This is a genomic window from Aquimarina aggregata (assembly GCF_001632745.1).
Classification (GTDB): Bacteria; Bacteroidota; Bacteroidia; order Flavobacteriales; family Flavobacteriaceae; genus Aquimarina; species Aquimarina aggregata.
In genome coordinates this window covers 23,767-43,564 of record NZ_LQRT01000024.1, presented here as the reverse complement: position 1 = coordinate 43,564, position 19,798 = coordinate 23,767, and the positions used below count along the sequence as shown (strand labels likewise).

5 protein-coding genes are annotated in these 19,798 nt (G+C 37.0%); all 5 read left to right on the top strand.

Annotation, left to right across the window (positions count from 1 at the left end; genetic code table 11):
• Positions 1-189: 189 nt before the first annotated feature.
• The 5 genes from AWE51_RS15455 to AWE51_RS15435 all read left to right on the top strand — a co-directional run bounded on the left by AWE51_RS15455 (position 190) and on the right by AWE51_RS15435 (position 19,660).
• On the top strand, positions 190-723 hold the full coding sequence (locus AWE51_RS15455) for an OmpH family outer membrane protein (RefSeq protein WP_066315087.1): 534 nt from the start codon (positions 190-192) through the stop codon (positions 721-723).
• A gap of 780 nt (positions 724-1,503) precedes the next feature.
• Positions 1,504-3,651 (top strand): T9SS type B sorting domain-containing protein, encoded by a 2,148-nt coding sequence (locus AWE51_RS15450; RefSeq protein ID WP_066315085.1) that lies wholly within the window; start codon positions 1,504-1,506, stop codon positions 3,649-3,651.
• Positions 3,652-3,654: 3 nt separating this feature from the next.
• Entirely contained in the window at positions 3,655-7,008 is a 3,354-nt protein-coding gene (locus tag AWE51_RS15445; protein ID WP_082832471.1) for a PorP/SprF family type IX secretion system membrane protein, read from the top strand.
• 19 nt (positions 7,009-7,027) lie between these two features.
• Positions 7,028-18,607: a T9SS type B sorting domain-containing protein gene (locus AWE51_RS15440; protein WP_066315078.1), complete on the top strand. Its 11,580-nt coding sequence runs from the start codon at positions 7,028-7,030 to the stop codon at positions 18,605-18,607.
• Between the two features lie 96 nt (positions 18,608-18,703).
• Positions 18,704-19,660, top strand: coding sequence for a PorP/SprF family type IX secretion system membrane protein (locus AWE51_RS15435; RefSeq protein ID WP_066315075.1), 957 nt, complete (start codon positions 18,704-18,706; stop codon positions 19,658-19,660).
• Positions 19,661-19,798: the final 138 nt, after the last annotated feature.

Genomic DNA, 19,798 nt, shown 5'->3' with positions numbered 1-19,798 from the left:
TTTGGGGTTAACATATGCGAGATTTTTAAATAGTGCTTAAAAAGCTTTAAATCAACTTCTTTTTAATAGATTTTGTTTATAATAAAATGTAAATTAATTGTTTTTTATTATAAATTGTTTTTTTGATGAATATAGTGAATAACATCAGTTGAACTTTGATATTTTTGCCCAGAACTAAATTTTTGAAAAATGAAAAGATTTTTATGGATTGCGGGGGCATGTTTGATATTTGCTTCTTGTCAACAACAAATAGAGAAAACAGGTTTCGTAAATAACACAAAAGTTGTTTCTGATTTCACCGAAATGAAAGTTGCTCAGGAAAAATGGACAAAACGTAATACCGAAGTAAGAGCAGAGCTTGAGGAAAAGGCAAAACAATTTCAGATCGAGGTACAAGGGTATCAAAATATCATGAAATCTATGTCTAAGACCAATAGAGAGAAGAAAGAACAAGAATTAATGGCTAAACAACAAGGTCTTCAGAGAGAGCAACAATCTAGAATGCAGGAGATTCAACAGGGAAGCCAAAAAGAAATCGATTCTATAATTTCAAAAGTAAAAGATTTTATTAAAGAATACGGTAAGAAAAATGGATATACATATATCTATGGTGATACCGAGGTTAGTAATATTTTATACGGTAAAGAAGAATTAGATATTACAGAAGATGTTATTAAAGAATTAAATGGTGGAGAAACTGCCAAAACAGAAACAAAAGAATAATATTTTATATCGAATGTATATGCCTCATTAGAAATGTCTAATGAGGTTTTTTTTTGAATTTATTCAAAAACGGGTATCATTTTTATGTAATGAATAGTCGGCATTTTTATGAGTAAATGTGTTTTAGTAGATAGAGGCTAGTAAGTGTATATTTGTAGAGTATAAATACGGGATAATGTAGTTGAAAAAGAATAGTTATTGAGTAATTTTTATAGCTATAATTTAGGTTATCCAGTGTAACTGAGCTAAATACATTTTTGTTATTTTTTTTGCTGTAAATCTAGTTGATAAAACAGGCCTAAAAACATTCTTTTAAAGAAGGAAAAAATGGTTTTTCTTCACTGATTTTTTTACTTTTTTTTTACACTTAATCGAAAAAAAATGCCTTTTTAAGTGTTTTTTAACCTGTATAATAATCTATATTTGCGGAAAAATTAGATAGATTTTCTTTGAAATAGAACATTTTTTTAGATAGATTATGGGGAAATTTCTGCTTTTATTTACAGTACTTTTACTATCTTTTTTGTAATACAACTAGTTGATTAACAAAATTTTATGTATATTAACTTGTTATTATGATTTAAAAATGTTTTAGTTTGAATGAGATAACAAACTAGAAGTCAGAAAATTATTACAAAAAAACATCAAAAATTAGTTTGATATAACTATTTAATTTATAATTTTATAACTTGGTAAAAAATATATTAACAATATTATTAACAAGCGCCCCAAATCGCGAAGTTGATATAGTATATCCACCAGAATTATAAGTGTGATATCATGAATAAAAAACTTAACCTAATACTACTCGTTAGTCTGCTATCGTTCATTAACTACGGTGAACTTTTAGCACAACGTGCTGTTTTAGCACCTACTTTTATCGATAATCTGGGTGATGAACGCTCAGAAATATGTGCTTTTGCTGCTAATAGTTCGTCTCCAGCCAACAATAGTTTTACTGTAATTACAACACTAAGGCCAGGGGATGCATTACCAAGTGATAATGAATTTATACTAGAGCTTTCAGACGCCGATGGTAATTTTGATACGCCTACAGAGTTGGGTAAGGTTACCGATAAAAATGATGCATCCTTGTCTGATGTAGAACTTCGTTTTGACAACGTTGAAATACCTTCAGATGCTAGTAGTGATACCTACAGAATTAGAGTAATTACATCCTCTTCACCAGAGAGTCCAGCAGATATATCAGATCCCATACCGATTCACTTTTATAGAAACGATTTAAGATTACTATCCAATAATACAACTAGTGGTCTTTTGGTTATATGTGATGTTGTTAATTTTGTTGAAACGCTTTCATTTAGTGTAAGAGACGAGCTAGGTAACGAGATTGATCCAGCAGGTTTTACATACCAATGGTTTAAAGGCGGGTTTACAGATAGAGTACTTGTACCCGGTGAAACAGGTCCGACATTGAATATTACTCAAAATGATCTTGAGCCTGATGGTACGGCCAGATATTTTGCTGCAATAGATTTTGGTCAATGTACGTTTCAATATACTTCCCAAACAAATGTTATTACGGTTAATAGAATTAACACTGGGGATATCAATATAATAGGATCACCAACCGTAAATTTTTGTCCTCAGGACCCTAATAAAACATTGAGAACAAATATTGTTGATGTTCTTAATCCACAATTAATTGTAAGAGCTGCTTTTCAGTGGCAAAAAGACGATGTTGATATAGATGGCGCAACGGGTCCTACTTATACTTTACCAGATAATAATTTTGATGGTAATTATACTGTAAAAATTGATTTAGGTGCATCTTGCCCATTACCAGTAAATCCAATTAGAGTGATCAATGATGGCTCTACGATAACTACGCCTTTATTAGAAAACTTAATCATACTTCCTGCGCAAACATTAAACTTAGAAGTTACTACAGACGCACCAGTTGCCCCAGCGACGAGTCTATTTCAATGGTTAAGAGATACAAGTCCACTTACGGGTATTCTATCACTTACAGACCCTACGGTTAGTGTTGATGTTATGAACCCTGGTAGGTATAGTATCCGTATTATGGCAGATGATAGTTGTTTAAGTATGTTAAACTCTACTACCAATGTATTTTCGCCAGTAAGTATTGGGTTAATTATAGGTGCGACAGAGGATTTTGATTGTGATGATAGTTCTGTAATTTTAGAAATAAAAGATCTTTTTGGTTTAACTTTAGCAGGTAGTGGTGCTCCTCCACAAGTATCGTTGACTGAAGATCAATACGATTTTTTTGATTTTGAATGGGTAAAAGATGGAGTGCCCACAGGGGTCACAGAAAGAACGCTAGAAATAAGCACAGCAGACGAAAACGCTGAATATACTTTAAGGGCAATGTTTAACGCAGGAGCCGTAGGGTTAGATACAGAGTCACCCCCCCTAACTATAGCACCAATACCATCAGGTATCGAAATTACAGCTTCACCCACCTCCTTACCGGCAGGTGGATCTGTTACTTTATCCGTACAACAAAATCCGGCATATACATATGAATGGTTTAGAATAATTGATGGAGTAGATGAACCTTTAGTAGGACTTAATGGTAATACGATAACAGTTACTGCAGAAGGAGAATATAAGGTTGTGATTTCATCAGGAATATGTACGGATGAGGATAGTATTGTTATAGGTAATCCACCAGGAGTATCAGAATTAATACCAAATCTAATCACCCCAGGAGGTAATAGTGCAAATAACAATTGGATATTACCCGCAACGTATAACGAATCAGATGTAGAAGTAAGTATTTATAGTACAAGAGGAGAATTAGATTTCCAGAAGTCAGGAGGATATAATGAGGAATGGCCAGCAAATTCGGCTACGGGAGCTAGTGAATCACTATACTTTTATATAATAACTAAAAGCAATTCCGTAGTCAGGAAAGGTACAATTACAGTAATGAGATAATTTATGATTAAAAGAATACTTTTTATTGCCATATGTTTAGTTTCCTGTAATATAATTATGGGTCAAGAGGATGAGACCCCGATTAGCGGAGTTTTACCTTCGGATATTCCTCTACACAATTCAATTAAGTATAATCGTTTCGTGTTTAACCCTACCTTTTCTTTAGTAAGAGAAAACAAAAATTCAATCAATATTTATAACAGGAACCCTAGAGCTAGTTTCAGCGATAATTCACAAACTTATTTTATGAATTATTCGGCAAGATTCGAAGAAAAAACAGGGGTTGGAGTAGGTTTATTTCAGCAAAATGTCGGCATATTCAGATTTTTTGGCGCAGCGTTAAACTATGCGTATAATATTGAACTGAATAGAGATATGAATTTTACGTTTGGGATGAATTTAAACTATTCTCAAAGTGGACTTAAGAGTAATTTAGATCAAGCACAAGCAGATGATGATATTGTAAATAATTTTCAGAATAGTTCAGTTTTCCTTCTTCACCCTGGAGTAAATTTTAATTGGGAAAATTTTGATGTAGGTGTGTCTGCAGGAAACCTTGTAGCGTATAATGTTTCTTCTAGTGAATTGATCACCGATAATATGATATTATCGGGTCATGTAATGTATACAACAAATCTAGATTGGAGAGCAGATAACGAAATCCGTGGGATGGTATATGCCTCTAAGCCAGGAGAAGAAGCACTTAGATACGGAGGTAACGTGATTTTTGAATTACCGCAATATGGATGGGGACAAGTGGGTTATAATAGTTTTTATGGCGCCGCAATAGGTATAGGAGCAAATATTACTAAAAATGTATCAATAGGATATACTGTAGAACCTGGAATAGGAGGAGAAGCAGTTATAGCGGAATTTGGTGCTACGCACGAGTTTGGTTTGGCCTATAATTTTGAATCAGACAGAAGATCTTCAAGAAAATCAGGAAGAAAGACATCATCTCAGAAAGCATATGAAGAAAGAGATTCTGAAATCAGAAGATTAAAAAGAGAAATATTAGAACAGAATAGAATTATAAGAGAACTTCAAGAACAACGTGGTGATGCTGAAAGTCAAGAACAAAGAGCAATGAGCGAACTTGAACGATCTATTGCAGAAGCCAAAGAAAAAGAAGCAGAAGCGGCAAGACAGTTAGAGTTACAACGTGAAGAAGAAGTAAAACTACTTAATAAGCAAGCAGAAGAAGATAGATTAGCTGCTCAAAGAGAAATCGAAAGAGAAGAAGCAGAGCAAAAAGCAGAAGAGGAACGTTTAGCTTCGCAAAGAGAAGTGGAGCGAGAAGTATCTACTCAAGAAACTGAAGAAACAAGGATTGCCGCAGAAGAAGCTGAAAGAGAAGCAGAGGCTGCTAAACAGCAAGCAGAGGAAGATAGATTAGCTGCTCAAAGAGAAATCGAAAGAGAAGACGCAGAGCAAAAAGCAGAAGAGGAACGTCTGGCTGCACAAAGAGAAGTAGAACGTGTTGAAGCAGAGCAGAAAGCAGAAGAGGAACGTTTAGCTGCACAAAGAGAAGTAGAACGTGTTGAAGCAGAGCAGAAGGCAGAAGAGGAACGTTTAGCCGCACAAAGAGAAATCGAACGTGTTGAAGCAGAGCAAAAAGCAGAAGAGGAACGTTTAGCCGCACAAAGAGAAATCGAACGTGTTGAAGCAGAACAAAAGGTTGAAGAGGAACGTTTGGCAGCACAAAGAGAAATTGAACGTGTTGAAAATGAACAAGAAGATAAACAAGCTGCAGAGGCAGAAGCCGCACGATTAGCCGAGGAGCAGAGATTAGCTGCAGAAGCTGCACGATTGGCTGAGGAGCAGAGATTAGCTGCGGAAGCAGAAGCTGCACGATTGGCCGAGGAACAGAGATTAGCTGCAGAGGCAGAAGCTGCACGATTAGCTGAGGAGCAGAGATTGGCGGAAGAGGCAGAAGCTGCACGATTGGCAGAAGAGCAGAGATTAGCTGCAGAGGCAGAAGCTGCACGATTAGCCGAGGAGCAGAGATTAGCTGCAGAAGCAGAAGCTGCACGATTGGCAGAAGAGCAAAGATTAGCTGCAGAGGCAGAAGCTGCACGATTAGCTGAGGAGCAGAGATTGGCGGAAGAGGCAGAAGCTGCACGATTAGCTGAGGAGCAGAGATTAGCTGCAGAGGCAGAAGCTGCACGATTAGCTGAGGAGCAGAGATTAGCTGAGGAGCAGAGATTAGCTGCAGAGGCAGAAGCTGCACGATTAGCTGAGGAGCAGAGATTAGCTGCAGAAGCAGAAGCTGCACGATTGGCAGAAGAGCAAAGATTAGCTGCAGAGGCAGAAGCTGCACGATTAGCCGAGGAGCAGAGATTAGCTGCAGAAGCAGAAGCTGCACGATTGGCAGAAGAGCAAAGATTAGCTGCAGAAGCAGAAGCTGCACGATTGGCAGAAGAGCAAAGATTAGCTGCAGAGGCAGAAGCTGCACGATTAGCAGCAGCAGCAAATGTACCAGAAGAAAATGAAGAAGGTTTAGATGAAATAAAGAAGGAGTTAGATAATAATAGTCGAATCACGAATAAAATATTTGCTCGTAGAGATTCATTATTAACGACTAGTCTAAATGTGGATAAACGAGGATTTAATAAATTATTAGAATCTCTTGTAAATATGGATGACGATGCTAAAGAAGCAGAAGCAAATCCATCAAGTTCTAAGCGATTGTCTGCAAATAATAGATTTGTAAAATTTGCTGATGCTACAAGACCAGAAGCACAGTTTGCTACTAAATATATCCCAGGATATCCAGAAGGATATTATTTAATAGGTAACGTGTTTAAAGGTGGCGAGTATGCTAATAAATTCACAAGTACATTGAAGGATTTAGGATTTAATAATTCGCAGATAATTCTAAACCCTGAAAACAACTTCCAGTACGTTGCTATTGAGAGTTATCAAGACAAAGATGAAGCAGCAAGGAAGTACTTGAGTAATATTGACAATAGATACTATGGAGATATGTGGATATTACATATCGCTAAGAGTAGAATGGCATCTTTTAAACGATTATTACAAGAAACCAAATTAATTACCGATACAGTTAAAGACGACACTGTATTAAGCGAAAGCCTTTCATTTATTGGAGGCCATAATATAGAGAACGGATACTACTTAATTACTAACATTTTTAAGAGAGAAAACTATTTTGAAAGAGGAATGGCTAAATTAAAATCGCAAGGCTTAGAACCTCAATTTTTCAGAAATCCAAAAGATAATTATATATATGTTTACCTAAAAAGATTTGATAATCTTGATGATGCGAAACAGAGCTTATTCTCTAACGTAAACAATTCGTATGATGGTGATTTATATATATTAAAGATACAGTAACCCCAAAAGATAGATGGAGATGAAACCTAAAGAGAACGTTGTACCCCCCATTATGAAAAAAGAAAACTACAAGCGCCTAAAATTAGTAGTATTATTGTTCTTGACTACTATAGGGGTGTTTGCTCAGCAAGATTTTAGGCCTAGACAAAATATTAGTACCAGAGGAGATATACTGGTTACTGGTAATACTATATTAGGTTTAATAAACAACCCAACAAGCCCAACATTAGGCCCTAATGGTCCATATAATGGAAACGCAAGTAATGGTGGTGCTGGTTTAGAAACGGCTTATATAGATATCGATGGGGATAACACAACATTTAGTTCGAGTAGTGCGGATCTTATAAACCCTAGTGCTGAAAATTGTGCCACAATTAGATATGCAGGATTATATTGGACAGCAAACTATTATATGGCAAGAGAAGGTTTTCCGACAACCTATACTGAAGATCAAATTTCTACTGCTGATGCTGAAAGTAATTCTAATACGGTATTAACTATCAATAATACAAGGGAAGCAAATATTTATGCCTTAAGAGTAACAGAGTTTTCTAATGATAATTCTAGTATTAGATTAAGCCCTGCATCATCTAACCTTGTTGTTGCTGCACCGAGAAACGGCTGTGGTATAACAAACGCAGGTGCTTTAGCAGGTAATATTGTGGTAATTGAAACTGGAGGTGGCTGTACAGATAGAGAGAAAGTAATCAATGCTCAAAATGCTGGAGCAATAGGGGTTATTATCGTTAATGATAATGGTTTTTTACAGCGTGCAACAGGTAATGGACCTACGATAACTATCCCTTCTGCAACGATTGGTGACAATGATATTTTTGGGGATAACCTTATCGACGTTATTAATTCTGAACCCAATGTAATGAACGCGACCATGTCTACTACAGGTAATGAAATATTTACTGGTTTGCCCACAAACGATGGCAGAATTAATGGTACTGCTGATTATAAGGATATATTATTTGGTTTTGGAGCACCAGGAGCAATAGCATATACTCCAATACAACCACAAATAGGGACAGCATTTGTAGATGTAAATGGCGTAGCAACAGAAACACATAGTGGTGTAATTTATGATGGTTATGCGGGTACTTTATCTAATCCGGGTACATCAGCAACAGATAATGTTCCATATACGTGTTATGCAGATGTAACTGCGATAGTACAGGCGAATGGCTATGGTACCTATACAGTTGCTAATATGAAAGCTACTTTGGGGGAAACTTCAGGTGTCTCTGGTGCTGCTGGAGGATGGACGCTGGTTGTAATTTATAATGACCCAAGCCCGGCAGAGGATAATAGATTTATGACTGTTTTTGATGGATTTAGAGAGATTCAAGGTACCAATACAACAGGTGTTGACATACCTATTTCTGGTTTTCAAACCTTACCTCCTAACCTTCCTGTTAATGTAAAATTTGGATTAGCTTCTCTAGAAGGTGATTTAGGAATTTCTGGTGATAGATTGGGAATTATAGACCCTGCTAGATTGGCTACACCTGGACCATATGATAATACTGATTTTACTGATTTATTTAATGGAGTCAATGGAGTTACCAATTTTTTTAATAGTTCTATTTCAGTCGAAGATAATATCACTACAACCAGACTTCCTGCGTCCACAAATACTCTTGGTTTTGATACGGATTTTTGGACATTAGGAAATGCAGCCAAAGATTTACTTGGTAATAGTCAAACAGAAACTGTTTTTAGATTACGAACTACACAAGATACATATCAGGCCTTTATGACTTTGTTTTCGGTAGAAGAAATAGTACCGGAGTTGAGACTATTAAAAGAGGTATATGACCCAGGAGATTTGGGTACAGTTATTAATGGTCAATCTGTAGAATTAGGTGATTTTTTAACATATCGTTTACGTTTAGAAAATACCGGTAACGAGGATTATAAGGACAATGTAGTGGTAACTGATCGGTTACCAGCAAATGTAGATTTACAAAATATAGATGGTATTATTATAGATCCCGCTAATCCTGCTACCTTAACAGGAAACTTGGTTAGTATTCCGAGTATTACTTATGAAGTTACAATTGGTGGGGGAGGTGAACAAACTATAGTGTTTCAAGTACCACCTGATTTATTGACTCATACAGGTATTGCAGGTCCAGGTACGGGTGAGCTACAAATAGATTTTACAGTCCAATTAGTATCCGATTGTGCTTCTTTAAGAGATGCATGTTCTAATGAAATAAATAACTTGGCAATTGGTCGTTTTACAGGAATTCTTTCTGATGAACCCACACCAAGAGAGACGCCAAGTAGTAGTTCTGTTATAGAACCTTGTGGCGTTATTGACGGTTTGGCTACTAATTTCTTGGCTAATGTTCCTGCTTGTGAACAAAATGCTAGTACCTGTGGTGATGAATTAATATTGACAGCAGGAGCGGGATATGATCGTTATACATGGTCAGGACCTAATGGTTTTTCTGCAGTAACTGCAATACCTTCAGTTATCGTACCAAATGTTATACCTCCAGCAACTCTTGCGGGAACATACACTGTCATTAAAGAAGACACAAACCCAGCAGATGGTACTTGTATGACGTTAACAGAAGAGATAGAAGTAACAGACTTCAGCGTTATAGCACACCCATTACAAAATGATGCGGTTACAGAAGACTTTATAGATTATTTTGATAGTACTAACGGTGGTTGCGGTCAACCTTTAGCCAAAATTACTCTATGTGGTGATGAAACATATACGGTTGATTCTGAGCGTAACCCAGATAACCTAGTAAGTATTACATGGCAAGAATTAACGAATGATGCATGTAGAGATAGAGATGATAATTGCCCAGCAATTACAGGAGGTTGTGAAGCTAATGCAAATTGGACTTCATTACCTTCAGCCGATGCAAAACCAATTACTTATGAGTTCTCTGATGCAGGAGAATATAGATTGGTTCTAGAAATTGTTGGTGGATGTACAAGAATATTCTATTTTGATATCAATAAAAATGATTACCAGCCAGAAGTCGATACAATCGATATGGAATGTTCGAATGATGGACTTGTACAAGTAAACAACATACCTCCAGGTGATACGTATAGATTTGTAATTCGTTTAGCTACAGATCCAGAACCAACTATCGCTCAAGTATTGGCATCGACTAATACTGACGGTCGTTTTATTATACCTTTTCAAGTAAACCCATATGTATTTACTGTATACGCTGTAGATAGTTCTTTTCCTAATTGTGTTTATGAAATCGATGGAACTTTACGATCGTTTGATCCAAATTTTGATATTACAATAACAGGACCAGAGTGTACGAATAATGACAATTTAAACGGCCTTGGTTCGATAAGAGTAGAAATAACTGGCGGAATACCATTGTATGAATATAGTATTCAAGGGGGCCCTGATAATATAAACATAGTAACGGGTAATTCTGAAGCTACAAACGGCGATTTTACTTTTGGAGATTTAAGACCTGGTACATACACCATACAGGCTGTATCTAATCGTAACCCTGATCCAGAATGTATTCGAGAATTTACAAATGTCATTGTTCCTGAGGCTCCAGATTTTACAGCGAGAGTAGACCTTATTGCTCCTGCTACTTGTGATTCAGGAGCTATAGTCGAAGTTGTTGTTACGGCAGGAACAGGAGGGCCTTATGAGTTTGCTGATTCTTCAGGGGTGTTTAATTCACCTTTGGCAGGCGATCCTCAAGATCGATTTAGATTTATATTACCTACAACGGCTGTACCTACAGATGTATTTACATTTAGAGTAAATGATACTAGTACAGCTTTAAATTGTATTATTAGTGCTGATATTACAGGAATAGAAGCATATGTACCTATAGAGATTCAATCTGTAGTACCGGCTAGTCCTGTTTGTCCAACAGATCCAGGAAGTGTAGCAGTGACACTAACACCCGCATCTGATATAGCAGGTAGGAGTTTCACATATGAGGTAGTAACTATAGACTCAAGTACTACTCCACCAACAGTATTAACTACAGTACAAACAGCGACGTCTCCAGATCCAACAGTTAATATTGCCAATGTACCAGTAGGTACCGATTATGTAATAAGAGTAACTCATAATAACACTACAGATCCTGCAGGTGCACCTATTTGTGCAGTGTTTTCCACTCCGCCATTTGATATTACTGCAGCAACGGCAGTTGATTTTGATATCAATAGAACAAGAGATTTAAGTTGTATAACAGGCAGTGAAGATGCACAAGTTACCATTAGCAACTTTAGCGGGGGAGCAGGAACTTATGAATATTCTATATCTTCTCCTACAACTGGTTTTGTTGCTATTACAGGTACTTCGGTTGTAATAGATGTGGATACAGCTCAAACAGGTTTTACAGTATATGTTAGAGACCCTCTAGCTCCAGATTGTTCTGTTCCGCAATCTGTAGATATTCCTGCATTGTTAGAGGTTACCGATCTTACATTTAGTGTGCCTGGAGCATCTAATTGTACTACTCAGACTTTTAATGTTACCGTTCAAGCTGAACCAGTTGGTCCAGTATATACATATGCAGTTACTCCTGCACCGGTATCTGGAAATTCAAACACAGGAGTATTTAGATTAAGAAGAGGAACCGTTTATACATTTACAGCAACAAATACAACTAATCAATGTTTTCGTAATGAGGTGTTTACAGAAGACACAATTCCTCAAATACGTATTATAGATGCTACAGCTGGTTCTGAGTCTTGTGAAGATGCCGATGATGGAAGGATCTCCTTTACAATAGAAAACAGTACTAACTTCGAATATGAGATAAGAGGACCGTCTCCTTCTAATGCTTTGGTCACTAATGGGAGTTCTACAACCCCTACAGTAACTGTTCAGAGTCCTGCAGTATCACTGACTCCTGGAACATATACCATAGAAGTTACCGATACTAGCCTTACTCCGGCTTCTGCGAATTGTAGTGATGACATAACGGTAACGGTTAATCCTGTAGTGCCTATTACATTTACGATCAATGATGTAAATCAGGATTGCGGCACGAACCTTAACGAAGTATCCATTAGTAACCCGATGGGAGGAAATGGACCCACATATACATATACACTAACACATCCAGTAAATGGTACTTTTGGACCAGCAAATTCTACAGATGCAATTCCCAATGTACCTAATGGTGCAGGCACTGACTATACGGTTACGGTTTTTGATACTACTGGTGTTTGTAATGCAACACAAACGTTAACGATAGATCCATTAACACCTTTAGAAGCCGTAATTGCTAATACATCAGATGTTTGTTTAGATGATAATTCGATTAGTTTTATTGTTACTATAAATCCAAATAGTAATGGAAGTACAGGAACTCCGGACTACAGATACACAGTATCCAGAAACGGAACTATTGTTCAGACATCTACAGTTGTTACTGGTGCAGTTGCTAGTTTCACTACAAATACATTTACACAAGATGGTGACTATGAAATTATACTTACCGATGATAATGATTGTTCTGTAACACTTACCGAAACTGTAGAGCCTGCAGTTACCTTAGTTGCAACGCTAATTAATGATATTACTTGTGACGCAGCAGGAAACCCTACCGTTGTTCCTGAAATTGAACTTACTATTGCAGATGGATATCCACCGTATACAATTACATATGTGAATACGACTACAGCAGCAACAGGAACAGTTCCTGGAACACCAACAGTTGCTACAACCGTAACATTCAATCCAACGCCTATAGGTACAGCAGCAGGGAATTATACGTTCACTGTTACCGATTCTGAAACATGTACAGACACTGATACAGCTGTCATAACGAATCCTGTACCGCCAACGATTACAGCGCCAACAACGGTTGCTGTAGATTGTTTTGAAGATTTAACAACAATTACAATTAATGTTGTAGGAACTGATCCTGGGGGTTATGATATTGCATTTGGACCTACTCCTTTTACACCTGTACCTGCAGATTTTCAAGTAGTAACGGGAACATCAACAGATTTTCCAAATATTGGAGCAGGAACTTATGAATATGTTGTACGGGATGGTAGAGAGTGTACTTATACTGGAACCATAACAGTAAATGAACCTCGCGAAATCGTAGAAGTATCTAGAAACGTAACTTCTATTAGTTGTTTAGCTGGAGGAACTCTTCGACCAGGAAGTATTGAACTTGTTATCGATGGTGGAACTCCAAATTATACATATACTCTTGTTAGAGCTGAAGATCTATTTGCTAGTCCAGTGGTGCCTGCAGCTACCGATATCGCTAATCCAACTACGCAACCTGGAACTACAATTACATTTGGTGACTTGGCTTTTGGAGATTATTACATTCTTGTAGAAGATGGTAATAATTGTGAACCAGCTGACCCATTTGGACCATTTCCGGTATTCTCTAACGTAACTGAGTTAAATATTTCTTTGGCATCAACAGGAAGCTGTACCACAGGAGCTATTATAAATGCAAGTATTGATCCTACATCTGGTACGGGTCCCTTTAATATAAGTATAATTGGAAATCCTACACATCCAGTAGGACCTATGAATGGAAACCCTGTATCTAGTGGTACAGTGCCTGAAAGAAATCATCAGTTTGTAGGTGATATAGAATTTAATACTGAATATATAATTGAGGTAATAGATACAGGTTCATCATGTGTTTTCCAACAAAGAGTAAGAACTGGCCCTGCACCTTCTGAACCAACTATTTTTGATCCACAGGTTACAGATGTTACATGTAACGAGACACCTGCATTGACTAATGGAGAGCTTACATTTACAATTACTGATTACGGAAATGCAGCAAATCAAGTTACTCAATTAGAATGGGAAGTTTTTAATGATTTAACAGACACTTCATTAGGAGCTGCATTTACAAATACGGCGACTGTTGCAGCTAGCACTCCTGCAATACCAGTTCCAGTTACAATTTCTAATATCCCAGAAGGAAGATATTACGTTATAGTTAGAGAATTAGATGGCCCAGGGTGTTCTAATCGTCATGATTTTAGAGTTGATGTTCCTGATCCGCTAATAACTACAGGAAATACAACACCTACAATGGCAGTGTGTGAAACTACAGTTGATGTAGCAGTTACAACTCAAGGAGGTACTGAAAATGGAGGAACAATTACTCTAGGTGATGGCTATGCTTATGTTGTAGTTGAAAGAGGTGTTGCGCCTCCTGTTGCGCCATCAGGGTTTACATTAACCTCTAGCACATTAACAATAGATACAGATACTAATGGTGATGGAACTGGAGGAGATCAATTACAATGGGATATTTGGACTCGTGATGATAATGATTGTAGACATCTACTTGAGATTAATATTACTGTTGTTCCAGGCCCAACTTTTACAAATCCAATACCTACTTTCGCAGATAATCCATGTGATACAAGAGATTTTACTTTTACTGTTGAAGGAAGTGCAGACCCGAGTGCGTTAAACGCCGATGGAGAAATATTTTATGGTATAAATAATGGGTTGATTCCAACAGATCCGATTACTAATCCAATTGTTTATGTAGCAGATGGTGCTAGTCATCAATTTATGGTGGATAACCCAGGAACATATAGAATTACTATTCGAGATAATAATGGTTGTACTATTGAGGATACCATAACCATTTTACCTCCTTTAGCAATAGAAGCTGTATTTACTGCACCAAATTGTGAGGCAGCAGATGGAACAATTACTACAAGTATTACATCAGGAACCTTAGCCGGAGCTACACCACCTAGATATGAATTGTTTACTGTTACTGGTGGAGTTGTAGTGACTCCTGCTATTCAAACAAATGCGACAGGAGTATTTCCTGGTATAGCTGTTGGAGAGTACGAGATTGTCTTGACCGATATTGATAGAAATCCTGCTACAGGTTGTCCTTATAGAACAAGAGTAGGTCTAGAGGGGCCGACATTACCTGTTATTGACCCTACAATGGGTATAACAAACATGACATGTAATAGTGATACACCGCCTACAGGAAGTATTACAGTAACATTAACAGCTCCTTTTGAGGCTGGAGTGACTTACGAGTATGAGATTACTGCGGCCCCTGCAACAGGAGACTTAAGAACTAGACAAGTTAGTCCTACATTCAATAATTTAGATGTGGATGTATATGAAGTAACTGTTTATGCAACTGTAGTGAATGGTTCTGGAGCTGGAGCGGTAACTGTAGAATGTGTTAATACAGCAAATATTCCTATCACAGAACCAGCTCCTATAGTGGCAAACCCTAGTGTAACACCATATGGTTGTGATTCATCTAATAATGAAGTATTCCCTGTGATTACATTAGATATTTCTGGAGGCGATGGAACTTATAGAGTTTCATATACAAGACCGGCACCTTTATCTCCTGTAGTAGATGAGGTTGCAGTAGATTCTGATCCTGTTACTCCTGGAGTACAACATCAAGTAACAGCTCCTGTAGGTAATGGCACTTATACTTTCACAATAGAAGATAGTAATAACTGCTCTGGAACAACAAATATACCCGTTCCTGTCTTTGAAATTATGACTATGGCAGAAGCAAACCAGGATACGGCTGCGACATGTACTAGCAATGAAATAGTAACTGTTACGGTAACTGGAGGTTCTGGAAACTATATTTTTACAAGAGTAGATGGCACGGGTGCTGTATTAGATACTCAAGACCCTGCAGCAGGAATTTTTGAAGCAGATTTCACATTAAATAATGTAGTAGGCGATACATTTAATTTTGTAGTGAGGGATGAAGGAACAATGTGTACGATACCGACAACATATACAATACCTGAGTATGATAATTTTGAGTTAACAGCTGCAGAAGAAACACCAGAAACCTGTTTCGAAGATAGAGATGGTAGAGCTCGTTTTACTGTACTTGGCGGATATATAGGTGTAGTTTCTTATACAATTACGTCTGAAGATGCAGTTGGAACTGTAACGGTAATTTATGATAGTGCCGCAAGTGGTACTAACGAAACAACTACAGCAACAACTAATAGTTTTGTAGTGCCTAGAGCAGGGGAGCCTGGATTAGGAATAGGAAATTATACGATTAACGTTGTACAAATTGGTGCTCCTGAATGTGATGAAGCTGCTAGCTTTACAATTACAGGACCTACAGCTGACTTTGAAGTAGACATAAGCCCTAGAAATGACCAGGAATCTTGTAACCCAGGAGGAGATATTTCTTTCCAGGCTAGTGTTACAGGAGCAAGAGGAGATGTTACCTATACACTCGTTGAAACTGGATTAACTAATACTACTGGATTATTTGAAGGGTTGTCAATAGCGCAAGCTACACCAGTTGTACCACCAACAGTACCGCCAACGTTTACGTTTACGGTTACTGCTACAGATACAGATCCGGGAGGTACTTTTGTATGTACAGATGATGATATCATCACTGTTCGACCACCAGCTGATGATGTTAATATAAGCTTAGTCGAAGATTTTGATGTATCATGTTTTGGTGAGGCAGATGGTAGAATTGTAGTAACTGCTACAGGTACTGATACACCATTACGTTATTCTTTAACTCCAACAGGAGGTACAGAAGGTGTACTGCAAACTTCAAATGAATTTAGAAACTTGGCGCCTGGTAATTATACCGTTACGGCTTATGATGAATTAGGTTGTACAGATACTTCACCAGCTATAATTAATGAACTTGCTGAGTTAACAGTGAACTTTAATGCCTCACTAATTGATTGTACAGGAAACCCTAACCCAACGGTTGATGTAACTGTGACAGGAGGATTTGATGGAGCTACAGGAATCATTAATGGTAGAACAATAACAACCTTTGTAGTGTTAGATATCGGTACAGATCGATTAAATCCGGTAGAGGTTCAAAGGAATACGACAGGTATATTTACCTTACCAGTCGGAGAATATCAATTCTTTGTTATTGATAACACAGGGTGTGAATCAAGACCATCGGGAGCATTACCTGTTATTGCAATACCAGATATAGAAATTACATTAGACGATCGTTTTGCCTTCGTAAATTGTAATGGAGGATCAAACGGAGTAATAGATGCTAGCGTTATAGGAGGTACAGGAATGTATACGTTTACACTTAGTACAGTATCTGGTAACCTTGCAGATGGCACACCGTTTACGCCAATTGTACAATCTACAAGTGAGTTTAGAGATTTAGCTCCTGCAGTGTATGTATATACAGTAACAACCGATAGAAGTTGTTCTGCTCAAGAGCAATTTACAATCATTAATCCACCAGAATTTACACCAGATTTTAGTGATGTTGGAAATGTAACTTGTGCTGGAGAGGACAATGGTTTCATTCGAATTGTTGCAAGTGGAGGTACACCACCATATTCTTATGCGATTAATAATGAAGCATTCCTTAATGATGTATCAGACGGAATTATAGGAGAGCATACTTTTGATGAGTTAGCTCCTGGAATGTACACTGTAATAGCTCAGGATGCACTTGGTTGTAGTGAGATTAGAGATATAGAGATTACAGAACCAACAGCATTAATGGTTGGTGTAGATGGCGAGCCTACGCCAGAAACCTGCTTTGGTGATGAAGATGGTTCGGTAACAATAATAATAACAGGTGGTACACCACCATATAGAACTAGTCTAACCAATAATGATGCAGATTTTGTACAAGATCAATTTACATTTGATGACCTTGCCGCAGGAGTTGTAAGAATATTTATTCGAGATGCTAATGACTGTCCAACAGATATTTCTGTAACGATAGATCCAGGTGTTATTCTTGAAGGAATACTTAGAGACAGATTAGATTGTCCTGTTATTGATTTAGATGGAAATGTAACACAAGCACCAAGATACTTTATTGATTTTGTACTGGGTGAAAATTCTGTGACTACAGATATCGTATATACATTAACAGGAGTTAATGGTACACCAAACCCACCTAGTAACTTTAATATGACAGGTACTTTTGAGGTATCACCTGGTGAGTATGAAGGAACAATGTTACATGCTGATGGATGTTCTGAGCCAATACCACGTATAGAGGTTGAAGAATACATACCAATGACATTACCAGTAGCAGTGATGACAGGTAACCCTCAAGATCCAAATGAATATGAGATCAATGTTACAGGAGGAGTTCAATTACCAACAGATCCTTTCTACACATTCCTTGTGGGATATGTAGGATTAACATCAAATGAGACACCATTAAACGAAGTGGACTATAATATTGCGGTTGATGGAAATGTCTTTAGAATACGACAGACTGGATTTTATGCAATACGAGTAATAGATGCAAATGGTTGTGAGGTAATATCACTTCAAGAGCTTACGTATATCAATATTCGTATTCCTAATTACTTTAGACCAGATGATCCAAATGCAAGCTCAGAAGAAAGATTCTGGTATCCTAGACAAATTTTACCCCCAGGAACCGCAGGAGACCCATTCTTCTTTGAAAATATGGAGGTAACAATTTTTGATAGATACGGTAGAATGTTGAAAGAGTTTAAAGGAAATCAACAAGGATGGTCTGGTATTTATCAAGGAAAAGAACTTCCGTCTGGAGATTATTGGTTTACTATCGTTCTTAATGATGTTGACAGAAGAGAGTTTACTGGCCACTTTACTTTATATAGATAATATATAAAAACGAAGAGAGTTATAGAAGAAACAATATGGATAATGCCAAATGACACGTAAACACAAAAGTCAATGGTTAGTAATTTTAAATGTTAGATGAAGAAATATATTGTAATACTTAGTCTTTTTGCAAGTTATTGCACGTTTGGACAAGAGTTTTTTGCCCCTGTACAAAACCAATACATTGCAGATAACCCCTATTTAATCTCTTCTGCGTATGCAGGTATAGGAGATTGTTGGCAAATAAGAGCCTCCGGATTTGAGCAATGGGTGAGTATCGAAGATGCCCCAGGAACACAATCCCTGTCTATAGACGGTAGGATATCTGATAGGTCAGGAGTAGGAGCGATTTTATTTAATGATCAAAATGGTTTTACAACCCAAAAAGGTATTCAATTATCATTTGCACACCATTTAACAATAAGCGAGTATGATAACCAATATCTTTCTTTTGGATTGAGCTATAAATTCACTCAGTTTGGTATTGATACTTCTGATTTTAATAATGGAGACCCTGACAACCCTTTTAATCCAGGATTGGCAGATGTAAGTGTAAATGATTCTAACTTTGATATTGCATTGTTATATCGTCTAGGAAGGTTTTTCTTAAGTGCCAATGCGGTAAACTTATTACAAAAGCAAATAGACGATTTTAATCCAACAGAACCGTCACAAATACAAAACTACTATTTGTATACAGGATATACATTTTATCATAGATTTAGTGATATAGAGATCGAACCCTCAATCCTATATCAAAATTTTGCAGGAGATGGCCGTTCTACGACAGATATAAATTTAAAGGTTAGAAAATTACATCGAGGAGATTATTATTGGGCTGGTGTAAGCGTAAGGTCTCTGGTGGATCAAGATTTTAAACCACTTTCTGTTTCACCAATGATTGGTATAAAAAAAGCTAATTTTTATGTAGCATATGGATATCAAGTAAACGTAAACGAAGTATTACAACCAACTACAAGTGCAGGATCTCATATGATTACGTTAGGACTAGATTTTGGTTGTCGACAAAGTAAATGTGGATGTACATACTAGAAAAGAAATAACATAACTAAAAAGCCGATTCCTATAAGAATCGGCTTTTTTATGCTTAGTATTTTATCTAAAAATAATAACAATAAATAAATATGTGATATTTATTTTTAGACAACTATATTTGCCAGTAATAAATCC